Consider the following 21,811-nt stretch of genomic DNA (forward strand, 5'->3'; position numbering starts at 1 on the left):
GACTACTCCTCGTGTGGCGGTCAGAGGCCGAGATCGCTCAGTCCGGGATGATCCGACGGTCGCACGCCGGACATGTCCCAGAAGAACTTGCGGTCGGATTCGTCGATCGGCACGTCGTTGATGCTGGCGTGACGCCACCGCATCAGACCGTTGTCGTCGAACTGCCAGTTCTCGTTGCCGTACGCGCGGAACCACTGCCCGTCGGTGTCGTGGAACTCGTACGCGAACCGGACCGCGATCCGATTCCCGTCGTGCGCCCACAGTTCCTTGATCAGACGGTATTCCAGTTCGCGGTCCCACTTCCCGGCGAGGAAGTCGACGATCTCGCGGCGCCCCTGCAGAAAGGTGGACCGATTGCGCCACCAACTGTCCTCGGTGTAAGCCTGCGCGACCTTCTCGGGATCACGGGAATTCCAGCCGTCCTCGGCGGCGCGGACCTTCGCGATCGCGGTGTCGAGTGTGAACGGGGGTGCGGGTGGGCGAACGGACATGGTGGGCGCTCCTTCGGGAGTTCTTGTACCTTTCAGTACAGACTGTACCGATAGGTACAAGTGCTGTCCAGGGTGGCGCCGGACACACGTCACGGCCGATGCCCCCGCCGTGACGGCGGGGGCATCGGCCGAGCGTGAAACCTAGTGCGCCTCTGCGAGTTCCGCGCCGATACCGGTCTCGGCGCGCACCAGCATCTCGGCGAACTTCTCGTCTCGATCTGCCGAACGGCCGTGAAGGCGTTCGCCGGCGAGGGAGCCGATCACGGCGGCGGCGAGCCCGAGCGGCATCGTGATGATCACCGGCAACTGAATGGTCAGCGGCGCCGGTCCACTACCCAGCCAGAGCGCCTCCGTGAACATCAGGCTGACCACGGTGGATGCTAATCCGACGGAGATGCCCCACACGGCGCCTGTGCTGTTGAACCGCCGCCAGTTGAGACTGAGCAGCAGGCTGGGCAGGTGCGCACTGCCTGCGACCATGAAGGCCATACCCATGAAGTAGGTGATATTTGTAGTGTCGCCGATTGCCATCGTCAGTCCGATCGCGGCGACGCTGAACGCGACCGCCGCATACCGGGCGATCGTCGCCTCGCGGGCATCCGCAGTCTCCGTGCCGGCGTCGGCCGACTTCCGGCGGGTGAGGGTGGGCCACACGTCGTGGGCGAACGTTCCCGCAGCCGAGATCACGACGCCCGCGACGACGGCGACGATGCTCGCGAACGCGACGGCAGCCACCATGGCCAGCGCGATCGAACCACCGATGGTGCCGACGCCTCCGCCGAGTTCCGTGACCAGCGTGGGTGCCGCGAGATTGCCGCCGGCGCCGACACGATCCGCCCCGTCGGGACCGAGAAGCGCGGCGGTGCCGAAGCCCATGACGATGACGATCAGGTAGAAGATGCTGCACAGCGCGACGGTCCAGCCCAGTGACTTCCGGGCGGTCGCGGCCTCGGGGACGGTGAAGAAGCGAATCAGGATGTGCGCCATACCGGCCGTGCCGAGCGCGAACGCCAGGGAGTACGAGATCAGGTTGATCGCACCGGTCTGCCCGAAGATCAGACCCGGCGAGAGGATGGCATCTCCGGCCGCGGCGTTCGAGGTTGCCGCCCCGAGCATGCCGGGGACGCTGAAGCCGAACTTCGCGAGGATCCCGAGGCACACCACGATCGCCAGGATCGACAGGATGGACGACTTGATCACCTGAACCCACGTGGTCGCCAGCATTCCGCCGACGAAGACGTAGATGCCCATGAGTGATCCGGCCACCACGACGGAGAGACCGAACGGGATCCCCGAGACGGACTCGAGCAGGACACCCGCCGCCACGAGCTGGGCGAGCAGCACGAACGTACCGGTGACGATGGTGCTGAGCGCAACCACCACCCGGACGCGTCGTGCGCCGGTCCGGAACACCAGAACATCCGCGAGCGTGAACTTTCCGACGTTCCGCATCTTCTCGGCGAGGAGGAAGAGGACGGGGAGGAAGGAGACCACCGACGTGCACAGAATGACGGCGCCGTCGACGCCCTTGTAGAAGATCAAGCCGGTGGTGCCCAGGAAGCTACCGGCGGAAATGAATTCGCCGGCGATCGCGAAACCGTTCTGCCAGCCGGTGATCGAGCGACCCGCAGCGAAGAATCCGGTGGCGCTTCGGCTTCGGCGCGATGCGGCGAATGTCACCCACAGCGTGAGTGAGATGACGGCAGCGCAGATGCCGATGGCGAGGAAATCGGCGTCGCCGGTCATGAGGCAACCTCCTGATCACGTTGCGCGATGGCCCGGACTGCGGCATCGGCTGCGGGTTGGATATAGGTTCGGGAAAGCCGGAAGTACGCGTACACGAGCACCCAGGTGCCGGCGAACTGGGAGAAGACCACCCACAGCGACAAGGGGATGCCGAACGCCGAGTTGTCGCCGAGGGATTCGGGGAAGAACGCGAATCCGACGAGAAAGCCTGAGAACAGTGCGATCGCGATCAGGCCGAGTCCGGCAGTGACCGCCCGGCGTCGACGCCGCAGTTCGACGAACTCCGGCAACACGAGAATCGGTGACCAGACGGCTGCGCTCGCCGCGGTGGCGGGGGACTCGGTGGTCACGCGTTCACCGCCGCGCGTCGCGCCGAGTCGAGTGCGAACTGGTTCTCGTCCCAGCCCTCCGCGAGCGGACCGAAGTAGTGGAAGCGCACCTGCTTGACGCGGTACAACCAGCGGCCGTCGACTTTGACGGCCTCGTCCGTGTAGCGGCCGGCGGCGATGGAGGCGTTGGCGTCGGATACACAGGGCTGCCACAGGAACGAGCGGACGGTGGCGCGATCGCCGTCGAGGTCGATCTCCAGGTTGGTGATGAAATGCCAGAACGCGGTGAGCCCGCCAGGGGCGAGGCCGGCGAAGAACGCCCGCATCTCGCTCTTGCCCTTCGGGTTGGACAGCCCGTCGAATTCGCCGTCGTCGGTGAACAGATCCATCAGGGCGTCCCAGTTGCCGTCGTCGAGATGGCGGCAGTACTGCGCGTCGAGGTACCGGATGGCCTCCAGGTCTTCGAGGCGGCGGATTCGTTCTTCGAGGGTGCTCAAGGTGGCTTACCTCCACGGTGTGAGGAGCGGAATGCGCGAACTGGTTATTAACGGTTGTTCACGTGATGTGGACCATAACGGACGCGCTACCGTCGGTCAATACCGTGCGCCGTCACCCCGATCGACGTGCGTGAAGGCTGGTGAGCTGCATTTTCTGCAGGGGTGTTGCCCACGCTGTGCGCGGCCCCTACTCTCCGAGGGATGAACACTCGGTCAAGCGGTGCGGTGATTCCCTCCGTCCGGCAGCGGATCCTGGACGCGGCGCTGGAGGAGTTCTATACCGCCGGCTTTCATGCGGCGACCATGCGCACCATCGCCAAACGTGCGGGCTGCAGTGCCGCCAACGTGTACAACCATTTCGAGAACAAGGACGAGCTCCTGGTCGAGATTCTGCGGTCGGCCAGTGACGAGCAGTTCACCGCCACCCGGACCGCTCTGCGGAAGGCGGGGTCCGCGCCGGCGGAGCAGTGGATGGCCGCGGTGGTCGCGCATTCGCTGTACACCGCCCGCAATCAGCAAGCCTGCCTGGTGGCGAACACCGAGCTGCGGTACCTCGACGAGGTGGACCGCAAACGGGTCGTGGGCTCGCGCGACGCGCAGGAGCACCTGTTCGTCACCATCGCGGAGGCGGGTGTGGCGGGTGGTGACTTCGACGTCCCCCATGTTCACCAGGCGGTGACTGCGGTGCTCACCATGTGCGCGGGAATCGCGCTCTGGTACCGCCCGGACGGACCGTTGTCCGCGCAGACGGTCGCGGACTCGTACGGCGTCTACGCGCTCAACCTGGTCGGATACCGTCCCGCCTGACTCGGGGAGATTCGGCATTGACGGTGCGTTCCCGTCCGTGCTCTACTGGGTGAACAAGCGTTAATGTGATCCGAGTGTGGAACCGCGAGTTCCCCCGAGTCACGCGCCCCGTAGTTCGAGTGGATGAGGAGTGTCCATGACTCACCGGCCGTCACAGCCGCGTACCGACTCGCCGCGGTATCTGACCGAGGACCGGGTGGCGATCCGCGACCTGGCACGCGATTTCGCGATGAAGCAGGTGCTCCCGGTCGCGAACGAACTCGACCCGGTCCGCGGCACCATCCCGGACACGTTGAAGAAGGCGATGGCCGAGGTCGGGTTCTTCGGGATCATGATCCCCGAGGAGCACGGCGGTCTCGGTCTCGGGGTGTTCGAGTACTGCCTGGTCGCGGAGGAGTTGTCCCGGGCGTGGATGAGCGTGTCGGGGCTGCTGGCCCGCGGCAACGGGATGGGCGGCGGGTTCACCGCGGAGCAGGAGGCGGTGTTGCTGCCGAAGGTCGCTCGTGGCGAGTACCTGGGCGCGTATGCGCTGTCGGAGGCCGAGGCCGGATCCGATGTGGCGAGCATTTCGTGTCGCGCGACCCGCGACGGCGATGATTGGGTGATCAGCGGCACCAAGATGTGGTGCACGTACGCCGACGAGGCCGACTACCTGGTGCTGTTCGCGCGCACCGATCCGCACAAGGACCCGGCGAAACCGCACCGGGGGATCAGCGCGTTCCTGATCGACAAGCAGCGCGGCGGGTTCCCGGAGGGGATCAGCGGGACGAAGATCCGCAAGATCGGGTATTTCGGGTGGAGCACGTGGGAGCTCTCGTTCGACAATTTCCGGGTGCCGGCCACGGCGATGCTCGGTGCGGAGGGCAAGGGTTTCTACCTGGCGGTGTCCGGTCTGGAGGTGGGGCGGGCGCATACCGCGGCCCGGGCGATCGGTCTGGCGCGGGGTGCGTTGGAGGATTCGATCGCGTATCTGCACACCCGCCGGCAGTTCGGGCACGAGTTGGCCGATTTCCAGCATCTGCGGTTCAAGGTCGCGAAGATGGCCGCCGACATCGAGGCCGCCCGGCAGTTGATGTATTCGGTGGCCACCGATATCGACACCGGCCGTCGGTGTTCGCTGGAGGCGTCGATGTGCAAGTTGGTGGCGACGGAGATGGCCGAGCGGGTGACGAGTGAGGCGGTGCAGATTCACGGCGGCGCCGGGTACACCACCGACTTCCAGGTCGAGCGGCATTGGCGGGATGCGCGGTTGACGAAGATCTTCGAGGGCACCAGCGAGATCCAGATGCGGATCATCTCCGACGAACTGCTGGGGAGGGCGGGCGAATGAGCACACTCACCACAAGTATCGCCGTCGGCGATCGCACTGTGAGCGACGCCCGGCGCGTCTCCGAACTCGGACTGTCGCTGCCGGAGGCGTCGTTGACGGGAATCGTCGTAGCGGGAGTACTCGCTCCGGCGACGACGTCCGGTGCCACACGCACCGGACTGCAATGGAATTCGCAGTCCACGGTAACGGGTGCCGACGTCGTCCACGTCGAGTCCGTAGTCACGCGCGTCGGACAGTCCGAGACCGGAGCAGTGTTCGATCGCCAAGTGCGGCTCGTCGACGAGGCCGGGTCGATTCGCGAGGAGGGAATCGAGACGTGGCGTTCGCCCGAACCGTCCGACGTCCGTTTCAATCCCGCTGTCGACTTCTGCACGCCCGCCTGGGGAGAGTGTCTCCGCGAATCCCTCTCCGCCGATACCGCCTTCGCGTCCTCGTTGTCGACGTGGGACGGTACCGTGGGTGTGCGGTGCACCGACTCCTCGGGCCGGGCCCGCGAACTGCAGCTGCGGATCTACCGCGGCACGATCATCGACGTCGCCCGCCGCGTCCCGGGTGGGGCAACGTTCACGCTCATCGCCCCGGCCGTCACCTGGGTCGACCTGGTGTTCGCCGAACGGAACGATTTCATGCGCCGCGCCATCATCGGTGAATTCTCTTCCAGCGGTGTGGGGTACGAGTACCTGCGCCTCACCAAACCACTCGACATCATCATCGCCCATGCCCGCAGCGCCGCACGTGAGTGGCAAAGCGTGTCGGGGCACACTTTGCCACTCACGTGCGGAAGGGAGGCCCGGCCATGATCGAGGCCCGATACCTGGAGATCGACGGAGCGCTCGGCTTCGTCGAGATCATCACCCCCGACAATCAGCGGGCCACCGAGGCGCCCACCGTTCTGTGCCTGCACACCGCAGGCCAGAGCGGAGTCCAGTGGCGGCACGTCGCGTCCGAACTGGCAGGCCGGGGCTACCGGGTGATCGTCCCCGACCTTCCGGGGCACGGACGTTCCGAGCCCGCGGTCGACGGTCCCGTCACCAGCATCGTCGCCTTCGGAGACTGGCTCGGGAAGGTCCTCGATGCGCTCGCCGTCGAACGCCCCTTCGTCGTCGGGTGTTCCATCGGTGGCAAACTGACACTCGAACTCGCCGCGCGGTCGTCGAGGCCGCTGGCCGGAGCGATTGCGATGGCAGCGGAGGCCGGTCCCGGCCGCGTCAACGTGGGAGGGTTGCGGCGCGAACTCGAGGATGTCGCCGGGCCCAGCCGCGCCGACCGCACCTACCTGGGCACGCTCGCCTCCGTCGGACATTCCGTGCCCGAGGCGAAGGCGCACCTGATCGCCACGATGCACAAGCGTGAGGACCCGGAGATCTCGTCGTCCGACCTGATCGGCTGGGGGACGCACGACGTGCGCGACCGGATCGCCGAGATCACCTGTCCTCTCAGGCTCGTCGCCGGCGCGCAGGACCCGTGGATCGACGCCGGACGTGTCGAGCAGACCGTGTCGGCGCTCGACGCCGCCCGTCCCGGACTTGCGTCCTTCACCCTGCTCGAGGGCATCGGCCACTACCCCATGGAGGAGATCGACGACTTCGCCTCGGTGGCGGACGAGTGGTTGACCGAACTGCGTGCGGCGGTGGTGCTCTCGTGACGGCGCACGACACGGCGACGCGTCGTGACACACTCGCCTCGCTGCTCGACGAACTCGTGACCGCCGCCCCGGGTGCCGCCGCAACCCTCGACGTCGTCGACGGCGATCCGGTCGTCACCAGCCGCACCGAACTTCGTGCCCGCGTCGACGCCCTGAAGTCGGAACTCCTGCGCGTCGGCGTCGGGCGCGGCCAGTGTGTGGCCGTCCTGTTGCCGAACTGGTCGGACGCGATCGTGTGGCAACTCGCCGCGTCCGCTGTGGGTGCACACGTCATCGGCGTCAACACCCGCTACAACACGCACGAGATCGCACACATCCTCACCTCGGCGCGACCTGCGGTGGTGGCCGTGGCCGACCACTTCCACGGTCTCGACCTGTTCGGCCGACTCGAAGAGGCACAGCACTCCCTCGACCTCCCGGCACCGGCTGTTGCCGTCGTGTGCGGACCTCGAACGGAAAGCGCCGCTCCCGACCTGGCGCGATTCGACCTCGGCGGCGGTGCCTGGACAGCGGGCAGCGCGGACACCGGAACCGTCCAGGTGCCGGAGACACCCGACAGGGCAACCGTCACGGCTGCCGGCGAGCGGGCTGACCCGGACGACGTGCTCGCAGTCGCGTTCACGACGTCCGGATCTACCGGTGTCCCCAAACTCGCGGCGCACCGCGAATCGGCGGTGGTACGGCACGCGCGAGCCGACGCCGTCGTCCTTGGCGTCGAACCGGGCGACGTCACCCTGTGCGTCCTGCCGGTGTCCGGGGTATTCGGATACTCCACTGCTCTGGCCACTCTCGCGGGTGGCGGCACGCTGCTGATGGAACCCGTCTTCGACGCCGCGGCCACGCTGGCCCGCATGGAATCGGCGAAGGTGACGCACGTCGTCGGCGGTGACGATCTCTTCACCCGGCTCCACGACACGTGGTACGCGGGTAACCGCGCCGACCTGTCGTCGTTGAAACGCCTCGGGATCGCCGACTTCCTCGGCCGGTCGCACGAGGTCGCCGCGTGGGTGCGCGACGAATTCGACGCCGTCACCACGGGCGTCTTCGGGTCGTCCGAGGTGTTCGCCCTGATGCTCCTGTGGGATGCCGCGGACCCGGAATCCCTGCGCTGGAACGGTGGTGGGCGTCCGGTCGAACCCGGCATCGAGGTTCGCATCGTCGACCCGCTGGACGACTCCGTCCTTCCGGACGGTGAGCAGGGCGAGCTCCAGGTGCGCGGACCGAACGTCGTCGACGCCTACCTCGGCAATCCGGATGCGGCGGGTCGGGCGTTCACGAGCGACGGGTGGTTCCGCAGCGGCGACCTGGCCGTCGCGACCGGCGACGGCGGCTATACGTACGTGTGCCGGATGGGGGACGTCCTCCGGCTACGCGGATTCCTGGTGGACCCCGCCGAGATCGAGCACCGGCTGGCCGAACACGACGCCGTCCACCTGACGAAGGTCGTGGGCATCACCGGCTCCGGCGGATACACCGAGGCGGTGGCGTTCGTCGTCCCCACCGACGGTGCGTCGGCCGGCGCCGCCGAGCTCAAGGCATGGTGCGCAGAGTCGCTGGCGGCGTTCAAGGTTCCCGCCGCGGTGCACGTGATCGAGGAAATGCCGACCACCGTGGGCGGCAACGGAGCCAAGATCCGAGCGGTCGAACTGCGTGAATGGGCGCAGCGCTGGACCGATCACGAAAGGGATTTCCGCAGTGCCTGAAAATACGAATGCCCAGGCGGACGATGTCGTCGTCTGCGAGCCCCTGCGCACCCCCGTCGGCCGATACGGCGGTCAGTTCAAGGACGTACCCGCCGCCGACCTCGGCGCTCGGGTGGTGTCCGAACTGCTCGCGCGGACGAAGGTCGATCCGGGCAGCGTCGACGACGTGATCTTCGGTCAGTGCTACCCGAACGGTGAGGCGCCTGCCATCGGCCGCGTTGTGGCCCTGGACGCGGGAATGCCGGTGACGGTTCCCGGTCAGCAACTCGACCGTCGTTGCGGATCCGGTCTGCAGGCGGTGCTCGACGCGGCGATGCGGGTGCAGACGGGGATCGCCGAACTGGTGATCGCCGGCGGCGTGGAATCGATGAGCCGCGCCGAGTACTACACCGAGTCGATGCGCTGGGGAGCCAACGGTGCGCCGGCAGCGCTCCACGACCGGCTCGCCCGCGGTCGTGTCACCGCAGGCGGACGCAATTATCCGGTGCCGGGCGGCATGCTCGAGACGGCGGAGAACCTGCGCCGCAAGTACGACATCAGCCGCCTCGAGCAGGACGAGCTCGCGGTGAGTTCCCACCGGCGGGCGGTCGCCGCGATCGACTCGGGCAAGTTCGCCGAGGAGATCGTTCCGGTGGAAGTTCCCGTCCGCAAGGGCGATCCGCAGGTCGTCGATCGGGACGAGCACCCCCGAGCCGACACGACAATCGAGTCGCTCGCTCGGTTGCGGCCCATCATGGGCGGCACCGACCCCGACGCGACCGTCACCGCCGGCAACGCCAGTGGGCAGAACGACGGTGCGGCAGCATGCCTCGTCACCACCCGGGCGGAGGCGGAGCGTTTGGGGCTCCGGCCCCTCGCACGCCTGGTCACCTGGGCGGTCGCGGGAGTGGAGCCGTCCGAGATGGGTATCGGACCGGTGCCGTCCACCGAACGGGCCCTGAAACGCGCCGGGCTGACGCTCGCCGACATCGACCTCATCGAACTGAACGAGGCCTTTGCGGCGCAGGCGCTGGCGGTCACGCGCGAATGGAATTTCGGTGCACAGGATTTCGACCGCACCAATGTCAACGGCTCGGGAATCTCGCTCGGGCATCCCGTCGGTGCGACCGGGGTGCGGATCCTGACTACACTGCTGCGCGAGATGGACCGTCGCGGAGCCCGTTACGGCCTCGAGACGATGTGCATCGGCGGTGGCCAGGGACTGACCGCGATCTTCGAGAGGGTCTGACCACTCAGCTGTCGAGAGCCCGAATCCAGTCGGTGAGCGCCCGCACAACCTGTGCGGGCGCTTCCGGCATGAGCGCATGGCTCGCATTCGGGATGACGGTCACGGTGACCAACTCGCCGAACCGATCAAGCAATTCGTTCTCCGTCTCGCGCGGACGGAACGGGTCGAGAGCGGATTGCAGGTCCAGGATCGGCTGGTGCGCGACCTCCCACCACTCGTCCTTGGGTGTGGCGGCCGAGGCAGCGAGTTGCCGCTTCGACACCTCCGGATACCAGCCGGTCAGCCACTCGGCCGGATCGTTGCCGGGTGCGAAGAATCCGGCCTGCAGGTAGCCGATCCGCTCTGCCTCGGGCAGTGAGGAATCGGAGCATTTGACCGCCAGCGCCGTCAGCGCGGCTGGGTAGTTGCGGGCACCCGCCGCAGCCACGACGACCCCGCGCACCAGGTCGGGCCGGTCGGCGGCGAGCATCCGTGCGACGTAGTGCCCGAAGGCATGTCCGAGAACGACGGCCGCACCGTTGTCCTGTTCCTCGATCACTGCTCCGACGTCGGCGGCCAGGTCGTGCAACGTGATGTCCTCCAGGGGTCCCGTGCTCCGGCCGATGCCGCGCGGCTGGGGACGGCACACCCGGAAACCGTTCCGCGCGAGTCCACTCGCGACGTCGTCGTAGTCGTACGACTCGCGGCCGAGGGAAGGCAGCAAGATCACCGACGGACCGCTGCCCTCGACGACCACCTCGATCACGGCCGTCGCGGTGTGCACGAACTCTGTCGTCCGCGCCGGTGATGTGCTCGGCATGATGTTTCCTCCACAAACGTCGATCCCCCGGGCGACAAGATCTTTCGCGTCGCCCGGGGGAGGGTGGGTGTCTCAGTCCGCGGCGGGATCGAGCGCGAAGTCGTAGCTGACAACCTTACGCCCGGCGTCGTCGAGCTGCGGGTCGAGAAGGAGTTCGGGTTTGGTTGCGGTGGCGACGTCGTCGTCGATCCAGTCGCCGCCGGCGAAGTACAGCTGGGTGATGATCGGCTGCTTGCCCGGGGACGTCACCCGCAGGTGCAGGTGCGCCGGACGCCACGGGTGCCAGCCGGCCCCCTCGATGAACTGTCCGGTCGGGCCGTCGGTCGGGATCTGGTACGGGGCAGGCTCGATGGTGGTGATTTCGTACCGCCCGTCCGGGTCGGTGACGATGGTCCCACGCAGGTTCCATTCCGGCAGGTGCGGGGCGAACTGCGAGTAGTAACCCTCGTCGTCGGCGTGCCACAACTCGATGATCGCCCCGCCGAGGCCTGCCCCGTCGAGGTCGGTGACCCGGCCGCGGAGGACGAGGGCGGGGTGGGCCCGGTCCTCCTCGCGCATCGGCAGGGTGCACCGCGCGGGCAGTTCCGGTGCGCCGGGCACGTAGTACGGTCCCTCGATGCTGCCCTTGGTGCCCCGGAACCGGGTGGAGTTGACCTCCTCGATGTCGTGCTCGACGAACACGTCGAGCAGCAGCGGCCACTCGCCACCCTCACCGACATCGATGAGCCACTGCTTGAGGACCCGGTACTCCGGGTAGGTGACGGCGTGCTTGTGGATCAGGGCGCTCAGCCCGGCGAGCGCCTCGGTAGCGATCGCGGACAGGCGTTCCGGGGACGTGTCGGCGGTGAACCTTGCGCCCTTGAACTTGTCGGTGGCGGCGTTGCCGGAGCCGACCGCGGTGGGGCTGTCGATGGTGGTCATGGTTTCTCCTGGTCTGCGCGGTTAGCTGCGGCCGAAGTAGGACACGTCGTCGTTGCCGATCAGGTCGGGCACTGTCCACCCGTCCAGGTCGTACTCGGCCAGGCACTGCTCGGCCAGACCCTTCATCGAGCTGACCGTGCCCCGGTTCTCGGCGAACATCAGCAGTTCCGCCTTCACGCCCTCGTGGTTGCCGGCGTAGTTGCGCTCGTAGAGTTCGTGGCGGCCACCGAACTCGCTGCCGATCGAATCCCACAGCGCCTTCATGATCTTGACGCGCTCGACCGCGGTCATGCCCTCCGAGCCGCGGACGTACTTGTCGAGGTACGGGCGGACGTCGGGGCTCTTGAAGTCGGCGGACGAGGACGGCAGGTAGATCAGCCCGGACGCGACGTCCTGTTCGATGATCTCCTTGATCCGCGGGTAGCCCTGCTGCATGAACATCCGGTACGTCAGTCCGTACTCGAGCTTCGGGATGACGGTGTCACCCACCCACGGTTCCGGGTCGCGGACCATCGATTCGGTCAACGACCAGAACAGGTTCCGCCAGCCGATGACCTCACCGACGCGGGTCTGCACTCCGCGGAAGCCGCCCGCTCCGGTGGCGTCGAGGGCCTTCATCAACAGCCCGGCGATGAAATCCAGTTTCACCGCCAAGCGGGTGCAGCCCTGAAGGGTGAAGCGGGGCAGGAACCCGGACTGCGGGAAGAACGCGTTGATCTTGTCCACGTCGCCGTACATGAACACGTTCTCCCACGGCACCAGCACCTTGTCGAAGACGAAGATGGTGTCGTTCTCGTCCATCCGGCTCGACAGGGGGTAGTCGAACGGGGAGCCCATCACCGCGGCCTGCTGGGTGTAGGAGGTGCGGCAGATCAGCTTCACCCCCGGTGCGTCCATCGGCACCGTGCAGATCAGCGCGAATTGCTTCTTCTTGATCGGCAGCCCGTAGTGGGCGATGAAGTTGTAATTGGTGATCGCCGACCCGGTCGCCACGACCTTCGCACCGGAGACGATGAGGCCGGCGTCGGTTTCCTTCTCCACCTTCATGAACACATCCCCGACCTCGTCGGGCGGGAGCTGGCGGTCGACCGGCGGGTTGATGATCGCGTGATTCCAGTACAGAACCTTCTCCTGCGATTCCTTGTACCAGCGTTCGGCGTTGTCCTGGAACGGTGAATACAGTTCCTTGTTCGCGTGCAGGGTGCCGAGGAACGACGCCTTGTAATCGGGGCTGCGGCCCATCCACCCATACGTCATCCGCGCCCAGGTGGCGATCGCGTCACGATCCTTCAGCAGATCGTCGGAGTTCTTGGGCGCCCGGAAGAAGGGCATCGTCACACCCCCGCTGCCGGTGTCCGTCGGGGTGGTCAGGGCGTCGACGTGCTCGCCGGTGTGCATCGCGTCGTAGAGGCGGGCGGTCATCCGGATCGGGTTACGGAACGCCGGATGCGTCGTGACATCCTTGACACGCTCGCCGTGCAGGTAGATCTCGCGATCGTCGCGCAGCGACTCGATGTACTCGTCACCGGTCATCGGGCGGGTGGCGAAGTTCGCGGTCCGGTTCGCTTCACAGTCCGCGGCGACATTGACCTTCGTGCGGTCGACGTCGGTATCGGCGGCAGCTTCGGTGGTGGTCATGGTGTTCCCTTTCGGTCAGGATTACGAGGCAGCCTGGGCGAGCTGCAGGTGGAGTGGTGTGAACGACGCGGCGGCGTCGAACCATCCGCTGTGGGGGTCGTCGAGGCAGCCGTTCCACGCCGTGGTGCCCGACGCGGCACCGAGATCGTGGAAGGTGCTGCGGTAGAACAGCAGTGGGTCCTTGGTCTGGTCGACGGATGCATCGACGATCTCGCCGATGAAGATGATGTGGTCACCACCGTCGTAGGACGCCCAGGGCGAGCACGTGAGCGTCGCCGCGTTGCCGGACAGTGCGGGAGCGATGCCTGAGGAGTCCCACACCGGTTCCGTCCGTTGCGGTTTGCCGGCGAAATGCATGGCCGTGTCGAGCTGATCGGCGGCCAGAATGTTCACCGCGAACGGTGCATCACCGAGGTAGCTGCATGCCTTCGATTTCCGGGTCAACGTCACCTGGCACAGCCGCGGCTCGATCGAGACGGCGGTGAAGGCGGTGACGGTCGCGCCGTGCGGCTCGCCGGCGGCATTGGCGCACGTGATCACGGTGACGCCACTGGCGAACTGGCCGAAAATGTTACGCAGAGTGCGCTGGTCCATTTCTCCTGACCGCCTTTCTGCACGATTCGTGCGATAGCCCCCGCGATGGGGGACCTGCACAACGTATGACGGCCGTCACAGTCCGTCGATCCGCATTGCGAAGGCGCGATCCGGAACGCGAAACGGGTTTGCCGGACAGGTGTCGGACGTCCTTGCAGTGACGTGAGTCACAGGCGATGCTAGGGTCGGGAGTTGCCCATGCGCGGTCGTGGCGCGAGGTGAGAGGTCTGGACGTACGCATGCGAGGAGAGCTGGAAGGTCCCGGTTTCACCGACTGGGACGAGGTTCACGAGGTGGTTGCGGACGCGTACTTCCCTCACGAGCTGCGTCCGCTGTCGCGGGACACCGCGGCGCGATCGTCGCTGGAGTCCTCCCAGATGGGCGCGTCCAGGCTCGCCCGGATCGGTTTCGGGGCGCCCGTGTCGATCGAGTCCGACCATCCCGGTGCCTACGGCATCAACATCCCGCTGGCCGGCCGCATCGTCTCCGTCACCGGCGGCACGGAAGTGACCTCGACACCGGGGCTGGCCACCATCTGCCCGCCCGACACCCGGACCGTCATCACCAACTGGAGCAGTTCCTGCGAGATCATCGGGTTCAAGGTGGACAGGGACTACCTGCAGCGCGAAATGGACCGCGTGCTCGCACGGCCCGGGCAGGAGTTGCCGCGGCAACTCGACCTACGCACCGGCGCCGGCGCCGACTGGCTGAGGTTCGTCCGCTCCGTCGCCGACCAGGCGTTGCGCGACAGCGTTCTCCTGCACAGCGATCAGGTGTCGCAACAACTGTGTGGAGCATTGACCACGGCGCTCGTGCTCACCGCGATGCCGGACGACGACACGGGTGCCGCGGGAATCCGGCCGCGCATCGTCAAGCGGGTCATCGACGCGATCCAGCAGGACCCGGCCCGCCCGTGGAGCGCGGGGGAGATGGCCGAACTCGTCGGCGTGAGCGTCCGGCGCATGCAGCAGGGGTTCCGAGAATACGTGGGCATGACACCGATGGAGTACCTCGTCGACGTGCGCCTCGAGCGTGTCCACGCAGACCTCACCGGAAGCGATTCCTGCGCAACTGTTTCCGAAGTCGCGACACGCTGGGGGATCATGCACACCGGCAGATTCGCCGCCGCCTACCGCCGCAAGTACGGCGTGACGCCGTCCGAGTCGCTGCGCGATCGCGGGCTCTGATCGGTTCGGTGGCGAGGCTCGGTCGGAAGCGTGTCCAAAGGATCGCTGGCGACAGCTACGTTGCATCGTGGGCTTGGCTTCCAGCGTCAGGTATCTCTTTATGAGTCTTGCTTGCAACGGTTCTGGCGTACTGAATTTTGTTTGTCCTCCGGCGGGGGTGCATGTCCACGCGCCTGCCGGCTCTGAGCGGCTCGTGTATGTCGCGGTGTCGAAGCGGTAAGGCCGTCGGAGTTCGCGTCCGAAACTTGTCGGACCCCCGCGATAGTATTCGCACATGAGTTCGACTGGGGGGTCGGTGGGTAGCCGGGTGGCGGAGCATCTGTCGATGCTCGCTGCCGCGGTCGACGGGCTGCTCGATGCCGACCTGGCCGAGTTGTCGGACACTGAGCTCGTCGAGGTGATGCGCGGAATGGAACAGTCCCTTCGCCGTGCGGAGTCGGCCTCACACCGATTGGTCGTGGAGAGCGTGGAACGCTCGGTCCCGGCGAATCTGGGGTATACGTCGCCGAAGAAACTCCTGATCGACGTGCTGCGGATCTCGGGCGCGGACGCGTCCGCCCGCGTCACCGCCGCCCGCGAGCTGGGGGTGTGGCACACTCTCGCTGGCGTTCCGATGCCACCGGTGTTGCCGGAAACCGCTGCGGCACAGAGCGACGGTGACATCGGCACGGATCATGTGCGGGCGATCGCGAAGGTGATGCGCAAGATTCCCCACGCCGTCGACAACGACGCGGTGGCCGACGCCGAGGCCGTACTGGCCACGTTGGCGAGGAGCGGAACCCCGGAGGATGTGGAGCAGGCGGGGCATCGGCTGCTGGCATATCTGAATCCGGACGGGAACCTCGGCGACGACCGCGACCGGAAACGCCGACGGGGCATTTCGATCGGCCGGCAGGACACCGAACTGATGTCGAGAATCTCCGGTGAACTCGACCCCGTCGCGCGGGCGATGCTCGATCCGATCCTCGCAAAATGGGCGCGGCCCGGAATAAACAATCCGGACGATCCCGACTCACCGGCCGGTGACGGCGAAGACCCGTCGATCGATCGTGACCTGTTGGCGGCGGCGGCCGCCCGCGATACCCGCACCGCAGCGCAGCGCAATCACGACGCCTTCAGCGCAGTGTTCCGGGCGCTGCTCGAGTCGGGGGTGCTCGGCCGGCACCGGGGTCTACCGGCCACAGTGATCGTCACGATGACACTCGAGCAGTTGGAGCAGGCGGTCGGGGGCCTGGCCACGACAGCCACAGGTGGGGTGCTCCCCATCGCGGACGCATTGGCGCTGGCCGAGGAGGCGCATCCGGTGCTCGCGCTGTTCGACCATGCGGGTCGTCCACTGCACCTGGGGCGGCGGCGTCGACTGGCCAGCGCCGATCAGCGGCTCGCCCTGATCTCCTCGGACGGGGGTTGCACCCGGCCGGGGTGTTCGGCGCCGGCGAGTCTGTGTGCGGTGCACCATGTCACCGACTGGCACAAGGGCGGACACACCGACATCGAGGGTCTCGCCCTGGTCTGCGACGCCTGCCACGCTCAGGTCAACGACGGTCCGGCCGGGTGGGCGACGAGGTCCGCGCCCCATCACTCCGCATACGCGGGCCGAACCGAATGGATCCCGCCACCACACATCGACCCCACCCGAAGACCCCGCATCAACCACCGACATCACCCCGGTGAGTTGATCGAGGATGCGCAGCGGCGGCTCACCCACAGTCCACCAGCAGGTGCCGCGGACCTCGCAGCACCGGGTTGGGCCGGTAGGGCGGCGGGTCCTCGACGAGGCGCGGATTGGGGAGGCGGCGGATGAGTTCGGCGAGCGCCATTTGCCCCTCGAGGCGGGCGAGGGGTGCGCCGAAGCAACTGTGGATGCCGCTGCCCAGACCGACGTGCTGGTTGTCCGTGCGGTCGGGGACGAACTTGTCGGCGTCGACGAAGCGTTCGGGATCACGATTGGCCGATGCCAATGCCAGTACGAGAGGCGAACCCTTCGGGACGGTGACACCGTCGATTTCGATGTCCACGATCGGCGTGCGCTGGCCCAGGAGATGCACGGGCGGTTCGAAGCGGAGCAGTTCCTCCACGGCCTGCGGCATCAACTGCGGTTCGGCGCGAAGACGTTCGAGAACGTCGGGATTGCGCAGCAAGGTCAGCATGCCGTTGGTGATGAGGTTGACGGTGGTCTCGTGCCCGGCGATGAACAGCAGGATGGAGTTGGTGACCAACTCGACGGTGTTCAACCGACCGTCGGGCCCCGAATCGTTGGCAAGCCCCGACAACATGTCGTCACCGGGATCGCGGCGACGGTCCTCGATGAGACCTGCCATGAACATGGCCATCTCCATCTGAGCCTTCTGCGCCACCTTCACCTGATCGTTGTCGGCGCTGGCACGCCGCGGGTCGATGGCTGCCACCAACGCGTCGGCCCAGGCGTGGAACCGAGGTTCCTCCTCGTGGGGCACCCCGAGTAGTCGGCAGATCACGGTGACGGGGAAGGGGTAGGCGAAGTCGTCGACGATGTCGATGCGCTCCTTACCGTCCAGCCCGTCGACCAGCTTCGTGACGAGTGCGGCGAGTTCGCCACGCATGGAGTCGATTCGGTCGGGGCTGTGCGGCGGACCGAACTGCCGCGTCGTCAGTCTGCGTAGTCGATCGTGCTCGGGCGGATCGAGTTTGAGGAACGACTCCGGCCCGTCGCCGGCACGATCCGCTCCGGGGAGTCCCGCACCACGGTTGTGCAGGTCGGAGCTGATCCTCGGGTCGTGCAGGAGTGCCTTCACGTCGTAGTACCGTCCGACGAGGTAGGAACCGTTGTCCTGCGGCGCCACCCGAGTCTCACGAAGTTCCTCGTACAGCGGATACGGATTCGGCCGGCTCGCCTGGTCGGTGATCCGCTGGAACAGCTGCGCACGCGACATGGACACTCTCCCTGTTACTTCGGTAGCGAGACGAACTCGACGCGACGTTCGGTGGGCAGATGGCCGGTCACCGCGACGGTGGGGCCGTGGCTGAGAACGGCCGGGTCCGGCAACTCTGACGCACGCACCTCGAACGGCTCCGCCCGGTCCATGACATCGAAGTCGGGGGGAAACGCCGCGGCAGACTCGATCAGTCCCCGGTAGAAGTCGAGCCACTTACCCTGATTGAACGCCACAGCGGCCGTGACGCGTCCGCGGAAGCCGTATGCCGCCACGAAACGCCGGTCGGCGACGGACCCCTGCGTGATCACCACCTGATCGGAGTAGGTGGGGATGCCCACGGACTTGATGTTGACGCCGAACTGGCTGGACCAGAACGCCGGAATCTCGAGGTGCGGCCGCCGGCGGAGACCGTCGTGGATCATGTTGTGCGCCGCCACCTCGGCCTGACCGATCGCGTTACCCCAGTGCTCCAATGCCAGCAGCTGGTAGTCGTAGAGCGGATGCGGTTGCCGCGCAACGTCGCCGGCGACGAACACGTTGTCGGTGACGATGCCGTTGATGTCGAACGCCCGGCAACCGGCGTCGCACGTGACTCCGCGGGGCCCGGCGGCGAGGCCGGAGCCGAACAGCCAGTCGGTGTTGCGGATACTGCCCTGCGCGACGATCGCCACGTCGACGTCGAGTGTGGTCCCGTCCGACAGATGCGCACGGCACAGCTGCCCGTTGCTGTCCCCGTCGAGCCCGGTCACCGTGACCCCGGTGCGCAGGTCGACGCCGTGGTCGCGTTGCATGTCGGCCGCGACCGCCGCCACCACTCCGCCGAGCGCGCCGACCAGCGGTGCCGGGCCGCGTTCGGTGACCGTCACAGACAGCCCGCGCTCCCGGCACACCGACGCGATCTCCGAGCCGGTGAACCCCGCCCCGATCACCAGGACATGACGTGGTCCGGCGGACAGTCGCTCGTTCAGCCGGCGTGAGTCGTCGCAGGTTCGGATGGTGAAGACGCCGTCGAGTGCGGCCTCGGACGAATTCGACCACGGCCTGGCGCGGACGCCGGTCGCGATCAGCACCTTGTCGAACTCGACGGTGTCGCCGTCGCTGAGAACCACCCGGTTGTGCTCCAGATCGAGACTGGTGGCCCGCACGCCGAGCCGCCACTGCGCGTCGAGGTCCGGGCGGAAGGGCAGCGCCGCGTGGTCGGGCGGCATGATTCCGAGGAGCACGGCCTTCGACAGCGGGGGCCTGTCGTACGGCTCGTAGGGTTCGTCGCCGATCAGGGTGAGGGAACCGTCGAAGCCCTGCCCCCGCAGTGCCTCCGCGGCGCGCAGGCCCGCGAGCGACGCTCCGACGATGACGATCCGCACGTCACTGCCCATCGTGTCGGTCGGGGATGTCCGTGGTGATGGCATGCACCGGGCACGCGGCGGCGGCTTGCGCCACGTGGTCGCGTTCGTCGTCGGTGGGGCCCGCGTCGTAGAGAAGAGCCTCTTCTCCGTGCAGGGTGAAGACGCCGGGTGCGAGGAACACGCACTGCGCGTAGCCCTGGCACCGATTGAGGTCGACGACGAGTTTCACGTCAATCATCCCGATTCTGAACAGTTCTGGTCACACGGGTCCACAGGACTGCGCGGCGCACGGCCGTCCGATCGCGTCGGGCGGAGGGCCTCCACCCGGAAACCAGTATTGCGGAACGGCCAGTCTGTTCGGTTTCGATCCGCTGTTCTGGAGCCATTCAGAAATGTCGTGCCGCCCGCCCCCTACCGACGGGTAGAACCCTGGAGTAGTAACGCGAGTTACAAGTATCTTGCCGGAGTTCGTATCCTGCTGGCGAGAAACAACTTTCGGACACGGTCTCGATTCGGCAACACGGACGTCCGGATCGTGATGTGATGTGATGACAAGAGACCGGCAACGCCCAGTGGCGACACCTCAGAGGCGGAAGATTGACGATCGAAGCTCACCGCGACACCCGCGCGACACGGCACCTGTCCGCTTTGGACGCTGCAGTACAGATCCTGACCACCGCGCGCGGTAGCTCGTACAGCGCGGACCAGGCCTTCGACGAACTACTCGACTCCTCCATGCGGCATCAGGTCGATGTCGGGGATCTGGCGGAAGCTCTCGCCGACCTCGCCGACGGCGTGCACCCCGACGCCGACGACCATCGACGGGCACGGGACGTGGCCACCCGGGAATGGGGAGCCCTCCTGCCCGGCGACACCGGCTAACCGGCGCAGTCGATACAGGTCTGCGCGGCAGGCAGCGCGTCGAGTCGCACATCGGCAATCGGCAGACCGCACCGAATGCAGAGACCGTACGTCCCACGGTCGAGTCGCTGCTGCGCCGCCGCCAGGTCCTCGACCTCGCGCCTCGCGTCTGCCAGTAGAGCCGACACCTGGGCCCGTTCGAAGGCGATCGTCGAGCCCTCGGGGTCGTGTTCGTCGTCGTCCGTGGTGAATTCCGACCCCTCCACAATTGCGGTGAAACGGCCGGTCAGCGAGGCGATGCGGCGTTCGGCGTCGGCGCGTTCCTCGGCGATTCGGGTGCGGTGTTCCGGCACGGTCATGCCTGGATCAACATCGGCGAGGGCCCGGTGCTTCCCCGATAATCCGCTCGATCGATCCGGGACTTTCTGACAGGCTTCCCGGCATGGCACGCACATTCGAGGAGTTGGTGGCCGAGGCGAAATCCGTGTCGGTGGACGGCTGGGATTTCTCCTGGCTGGACGGCCGGGCCACCGAACAGCGGCCGTCGTGGGGGTATCAGCGCCTGATGGGTGAACGCCTCGCGCGCGCGGACGCCGCTCTGGACATCCAGACCGGGGGAGGGGAGGTCCTCGCCGGTGCAACGACGATGCCTCCCGTGATGGTGGCGACGGAATCGTGGCCGCCGAACGTCGCGAAGGCGACGGCGCTGCTGCATCCGCTCGGTGCGGTCGTGGTGGCCGACGCGGACGAACCGCCGCTGCCGTTCGCCGACGGCGCCTTCGACCTGGTGACGAGCAGGCATCCCGCGACGGTGTGGTGGGACGAAATCGCCCGCGTCCTGCGACCCGGAGGCACGTACTTCTCGCAGCACGTCGGGCATGCGAGTGTCTTCGAACTCGTCGAGTACTTCCTGGGGCCGCAACCGGAGAAGGTGCGGCGTGGCCGCCACTACGAGGACGAGAGTGCGGACGCGCAGGCCGCCGGTCTCGACGTCGTCGATCTCCGCTTCGAATCTCTGCGGATCGAGTTCTTCGACATCGGCGCCGTCATCTACTTCCTGCGCAAAGTGATCTGGATGGTGCCCGGCTTCACCGTCGCGGAGTACCGCGAACGTCTGCGGGAACTCCACGGCCTGATCGAGGCGGAGGGGCCGTTCGTGGCCCACTCGACCCGCTTCCTCATCGAGGCCCGCAAACGCGGCTGACTCAGCCCATCGACTTCGACCCGTCGAGAGCCTCCCTGATGATGTCGGCGTGCCCGGCGTGCTGGGCGGTCTCCCCGATGATGTGGAGCAGGACCCGGCGCGCGGACCAGCGTGATCCCGGTTCGAACCACGGCGCCTTCGGCAGCGGATGCGAGATGTCGAGGTCGGGCAGCGAGGCCACGATCTCGTCGGTCCGGTGCGCCACCTTCGCGTAGCGGTCGAGGACGTCGGCCAGCGTCTCGTCGTCGCGGAGGGTGAACTCCTTCTCGCGATCGTCGGCGCCGGTGCCGTCCGCGGGACCGCCACGCACAGCGTCGGTGCCGCGCACGATGAAGTCGGCCCACACCGATTCGACGTCCGACACGTGTTTGACGAGTCCGCCCAGGCACAGTTCGCTCGCCGTCGTGCGCTGGGCCGCCTGTTCGTCGGTGAGGTCCCGGACGGTGTAGCGGAGGAAGTAGCGGTGTTTCGCCAGCGACTCCAGCAAGTCGGCGCGCTCGCCGGTAGTCGACGATTTCGCGGTAGAGGTCACGGTGATCACCTGCTCCAGCCGGTCCGATGATGCGCATT

23 protein-coding genes are annotated in these 21,811 nt (G+C 67.0%); 10 read left to right on the top strand and 13 right to left on the bottom strand.

Annotated elements, in window-relative coordinates:
• Positions 1-20: 20 nt before the first annotated feature.
• The 4 genes from QM693_RS28305 to QM693_RS28320 all read right to left on the bottom strand — a co-directional run bounded on the left by QM693_RS28305 (position 21) and on the right by QM693_RS28320 (position 3,063).
• Entirely contained in the window at positions 21-491 is a 471-nt protein-coding gene (locus QM693_RS28305; RefSeq protein ID WP_283333712.1) for a nuclear transport factor 2 family protein, read from the bottom strand.
• A gap of 141 nt (positions 492-632) precedes the next feature.
• A complete protein-coding gene (locus tag QM693_RS28310; protein ID WP_283353974.1) occupies positions 633-2,237 on the bottom strand; it encodes a solute symporter family protein in 1,605 nt (534 codons plus the stop codon).
• Complete coding sequence (locus QM693_RS28315) at positions 2,234-2,587, bottom strand: DUF485 domain-containing protein (RefSeq protein WP_283353975.1); 354 nt, start codon at positions 2,585-2,587, stop codon at positions 2,234-2,236. The genes QM693_RS28310 and QM693_RS28315 overlap by 4 nt, the downstream gene beginning before the upstream one ends.
• Positions 2,584-3,063, bottom strand: a complete 480-nt coding sequence (locus QM693_RS28320) for a nuclear transport factor 2 family protein (protein WP_283353976.1) — start codon at positions 3,061-3,063, stop codon at positions 2,584-2,586. Before QM693_RS28320 ends, QM693_RS28315 begins: the two co-directional genes overlap by 4 nt.
• Positions 3,064-3,264: 201 nt before the next feature.
• Here QM693_RS28320 and QM693_RS28325 point away from each other — a divergent pair, with 201 nt between their 5' ends.
• The 6 genes from QM693_RS28325 to QM693_RS28350 all read left to right on the top strand — a co-directional run bounded on the left by QM693_RS28325 (position 3,265) and on the right by QM693_RS28350 (position 9,776).
• Positions 3,265-3,870 (top strand): TetR/AcrR family transcriptional regulator, encoded by a 606-nt coding sequence (locus tag QM693_RS28325; protein WP_283353977.1) that lies wholly within the window; start codon positions 3,265-3,267, stop codon positions 3,868-3,870.
• Between the two features lie 136 nt (positions 3,871-4,006).
• Positions 4,007-5,200, top strand: a complete 1,194-nt coding sequence (locus QM693_RS28330) for an acyl-CoA dehydrogenase family protein (protein WP_283353978.1) — start codon at positions 4,007-4,009, stop codon at positions 5,198-5,200.
• Entirely contained in the window at positions 5,197-6,000 is an 804-nt protein-coding gene (locus QM693_RS28335; RefSeq protein ID WP_283353979.1) for a hypothetical protein, read from the top strand. The genes QM693_RS28330 and QM693_RS28335 overlap by 4 nt, the downstream gene beginning before the upstream one ends.
• Complete coding sequence (locus QM693_RS28340) at positions 5,997-6,845, top strand: alpha/beta fold hydrolase (protein ID WP_283353980.1); 849 nt, start codon at positions 5,997-5,999, stop codon at positions 6,843-6,845. Before QM693_RS28335 ends, QM693_RS28340 begins: the two co-directional genes overlap by 4 nt.
• Positions 6,842-8,548: an AMP-binding protein gene (locus QM693_RS28345; RefSeq protein WP_283353981.1), complete on the top strand. Its 1,707-nt coding sequence runs from the start codon at positions 6,842-6,844 to the stop codon at positions 8,546-8,548. The genes QM693_RS28340 and QM693_RS28345 overlap by 4 nt, the downstream gene beginning before the upstream one ends.
• Positions 8,541-9,776, top strand: coding sequence for an acetyl-CoA C-acetyltransferase (locus QM693_RS28350; protein ID WP_283353982.1), 1,236 nt, complete (start codon positions 8,541-8,543; stop codon positions 9,774-9,776). Before QM693_RS28345 ends, QM693_RS28350 begins: the two co-directional genes overlap by 8 nt.
• Before the next feature lie 4 nt (positions 9,777-9,780).
• Here the strand turns inward: QM693_RS28350 and QM693_RS28355 are convergent, their stop codons facing one another.
• The 4 genes from QM693_RS28355 to QM693_RS28370 all read right to left on the bottom strand — a co-directional run bounded on the left by QM693_RS28355 (position 9,781) and on the right by QM693_RS28370 (position 13,728).
• Entirely contained in the window at positions 9,781-10,575 is a 795-nt protein-coding gene (locus tag QM693_RS28355; RefSeq protein ID WP_280780572.1) for an alpha/beta fold hydrolase, read from the bottom strand.
• 72 nt (positions 10,576-10,647) lie between these two features.
• Positions 10,648-11,496: a catechol 1,2-dioxygenase gene (gene catA / locus QM693_RS28360; protein WP_283333721.1), complete on the bottom strand. Its 849-nt coding sequence runs from the start codon at positions 11,494-11,496 to the stop codon at positions 10,648-10,650.
• A gap of 21 nt (positions 11,497-11,517) precedes the next feature.
• On the bottom strand, positions 11,518-13,134 hold the full coding sequence (locus QM693_RS28365) for a 4-hydroxyphenylacetate 3-hydroxylase family protein (RefSeq protein WP_280780570.1): 1,617 nt from the start codon (positions 13,132-13,134) through the stop codon (positions 11,518-11,520).
• Positions 13,135-13,155: 21 nt separating this feature from the next.
• Positions 13,156-13,728 carry a flavin reductase family protein gene (locus QM693_RS28370; RefSeq protein WP_280780569.1) on the bottom strand — a complete coding sequence of 191 codons (573 nt, stop codon included), beginning with the start codon at positions 13,726-13,728 and terminating at the stop codon, positions 13,156-13,158.
• A gap of 239 nt (positions 13,729-13,967) precedes the next feature.
• Here QM693_RS28370 and QM693_RS28375 point away from each other — a divergent pair, with 239 nt between their 5' ends.
• Together QM693_RS28375 and QM693_RS28380 are read left to right on the top strand one after the other, a co-directional pair.
• Positions 13,968-14,915 carry an AraC family transcriptional regulator gene (locus tag QM693_RS28375; protein ID WP_283333722.1) on the top strand — a complete coding sequence of 316 codons (948 nt, stop codon included), beginning with the start codon at positions 13,968-13,970 and terminating at the stop codon, positions 14,913-14,915.
• A gap of 274 nt (positions 14,916-15,189) precedes the next feature.
• Entirely contained in the window at positions 15,190-16,719 is a 1,530-nt protein-coding gene (locus QM693_RS28380) for an HNH endonuclease signature motif containing protein (protein ID WP_283353983.1), read from the top strand.
• Here the strand turns inward: QM693_RS28380 and QM693_RS28385 are convergent.
• From QM693_RS28385 to QM693_RS28395, 3 genes are read right to left on the bottom strand one after another with little or no spacing between them, the layout of a single operon-like run.
• Complete coding sequence (locus QM693_RS28385) at positions 16,616-17,827, bottom strand: cytochrome P450 (RefSeq protein WP_283353984.1); 1,212 nt, start codon at positions 17,825-17,827, stop codon at positions 16,616-16,618. The genes QM693_RS28380 and QM693_RS28385 overlap by 104 nt on opposite strands.
• A gap of 14 nt (positions 17,828-17,841) precedes the next feature.
• Positions 17,842-19,206: an NAD(P)/FAD-dependent oxidoreductase gene (locus QM693_RS28390; protein WP_283353985.1), complete on the bottom strand. Its 1,365-nt coding sequence runs from the start codon at positions 19,204-19,206 to the stop codon at positions 17,842-17,844.
• Positions 19,196-19,414, bottom strand: coding sequence for a ferredoxin (locus QM693_RS28395; RefSeq protein ID WP_005251142.1), 219 nt, complete (start codon positions 19,412-19,414; stop codon positions 19,196-19,198). Before QM693_RS28395 ends, QM693_RS28390 begins: the two co-directional genes overlap by 11 nt.
• Before the next feature lie 359 nt (positions 19,415-19,773).
• Here QM693_RS28395 and QM693_RS28400 point away from each other — a divergent pair, with 359 nt between their 5' ends.
• On the top strand, positions 19,774-20,058 hold the full coding sequence (locus QM693_RS28400) for an ANTAR domain-containing protein (protein ID WP_280780564.1): 285 nt from the start codon (positions 19,774-19,776) through the stop codon (positions 20,056-20,058).
• Here the strand turns inward: QM693_RS28400 and QM693_RS28405 are convergent.
• A complete protein-coding gene (locus QM693_RS28405) occupies positions 20,055-20,396 on the bottom strand; it encodes a TraR/DksA family transcriptional regulator (RefSeq protein WP_280780563.1) in 342 nt (113 codons plus the stop codon). The two genes, QM693_RS28400 and QM693_RS28405, sit on opposite strands and share 4 nt — an antisense overlap.
• 83 nt (positions 20,397-20,479) lie before the next feature.
• Here QM693_RS28405 and QM693_RS28410 point away from each other — a divergent pair, with 83 nt between their 5' ends.
• Positions 20,480-21,241 (top strand): class I SAM-dependent methyltransferase, encoded by a 762-nt coding sequence (locus QM693_RS28410; RefSeq protein ID WP_283353986.1) that lies wholly within the window; start codon positions 20,480-20,482, stop codon positions 21,239-21,241.
• A gap of 1 nt (position 21,242) precedes the next feature.
• Here QM693_RS28410 and QM693_RS28415 read toward each other — a convergent pair whose 3' ends face one another.
• Positions 21,243-21,782: a DinB family protein gene (locus QM693_RS28415; protein WP_283353987.1), complete on the bottom strand. Its 540-nt coding sequence runs from the start codon at positions 21,780-21,782 to the stop codon at positions 21,243-21,245.
• Positions 21,783-21,811 lie beyond the last annotated feature (29 nt).

The sequence above is a fragment of the Rhodococcus sp. IEGM 1305 genome (assembly GCF_030058635.1).
In the GTDB taxonomy this organism is placed as follows: domain Bacteria; phylum Actinomycetota; class Actinomycetes; order Mycobacteriales; family Mycobacteriaceae; genus Rhodococcus_F; species Rhodococcus_F opacus_D.

What these genes read in the sequence shown, in the direction of transcription:
- QM693_RS28390 (WP_283353985.1), bottom strand. Translation starts at nt 19,206, where the DNA reads ATGGGCAGTGACGTGCGGATCGTCATCGTCGGAGCGTCGCTCGCGGGC.
- catA (WP_283333721.1), bottom strand. Translation starts at nt 11,496, where the DNA reads ATGACCACCATCGACAGCCCCACCGCGGTCGGCTCCGGCAACGCCGCC.
- QM693_RS28310 (WP_283353974.1), bottom strand. Translation starts at nt 2,237, where the DNA reads ATGACCGGCGACGCCGATTTCCTCGCCATCGGCATCTGCGCTGCCGTC.
- QM693_RS28330 (WP_283353978.1), top strand. Translation starts at nt 4,007, where the DNA reads ATGACTCACCGGCCGTCACAGCCGCGTACCGACTCGCCGCGGTATCTG.
- QM693_RS28305 (WP_283333712.1), bottom strand. Translation starts at nt 491, where the DNA reads ATGTCCGTTCGCCCACCCGCACCCCCGTTCACACTCGACACCGCGATC.
- QM693_RS28365 (WP_280780570.1), bottom strand. Translation starts at nt 13,134, where the DNA reads ATGACCACCACCGAAGCTGCCGCCGATACCGACGTCGACCGCACGAAG.
- QM693_RS28395 (WP_005251142.1), bottom strand. Translation starts at nt 19,414, where the DNA reads ATGATTGACGTGAAACTCGTCGTCGACCTCAATCGGTGCCAGGGCTAC.
- QM693_RS28405 (WP_280780563.1), bottom strand. Translation starts at nt 20,396, where the DNA reads ATGACCGTGCCGGAACACCGCACCCGAATCGCCGAGGAACGCGCCGAC.
- QM693_RS28370 (WP_280780569.1), bottom strand. Translation starts at nt 13,728, where the DNA reads ATGGACCAGCGCACTCTGCGTAACATTTTCGGCCAGTTCGCCAGTGGC.
- QM693_RS28380 (WP_283353983.1), top strand. Translation starts at nt 15,190, where the DNA reads ATGAGTTCGACTGGGGGGTCGGTGGGTAGCCGGGTGGCGGAGCATCTG.
- QM693_RS28335 (WP_283353979.1), top strand. Translation starts at nt 5,197, where the DNA reads ATGAGCACACTCACCACAAGTATCGCCGTCGGCGATCGCACTGTGAGC.
- QM693_RS28340 (WP_283353980.1), top strand. Translation starts at nt 5,997, where the DNA reads ATGATCGAGGCCCGATACCTGGAGATCGACGGAGCGCTCGGCTTCGTC.
- QM693_RS28385 (WP_283353984.1), bottom strand. Translation starts at nt 17,827, where the DNA reads ATGTCGCGTGCGCAGCTGTTCCAGCGGATCACCGACCAGGCGAGCCGG.
- QM693_RS28410 (WP_283353986.1), top strand. Translation starts at nt 20,480, where the DNA reads ATGGCACGCACATTCGAGGAGTTGGTGGCCGAGGCGAAATCCGTGTCG.
- QM693_RS28375 (WP_283333722.1), top strand. Translation starts at nt 13,968, where the DNA reads ATGCGAGGAGAGCTGGAAGGTCCCGGTTTCACCGACTGGGACGAGGTT.
- QM693_RS28325 (WP_283353977.1), top strand. Translation starts at nt 3,265, where the DNA reads ATGAACACTCGGTCAAGCGGTGCGGTGATTCCCTCCGTCCGGCAGCGG.
- QM693_RS28355 (WP_280780572.1), bottom strand. Translation starts at nt 10,575, where the DNA reads ATGCCGAGCACATCACCGGCGCGGACGACAGAGTTCGTGCACACCGCG.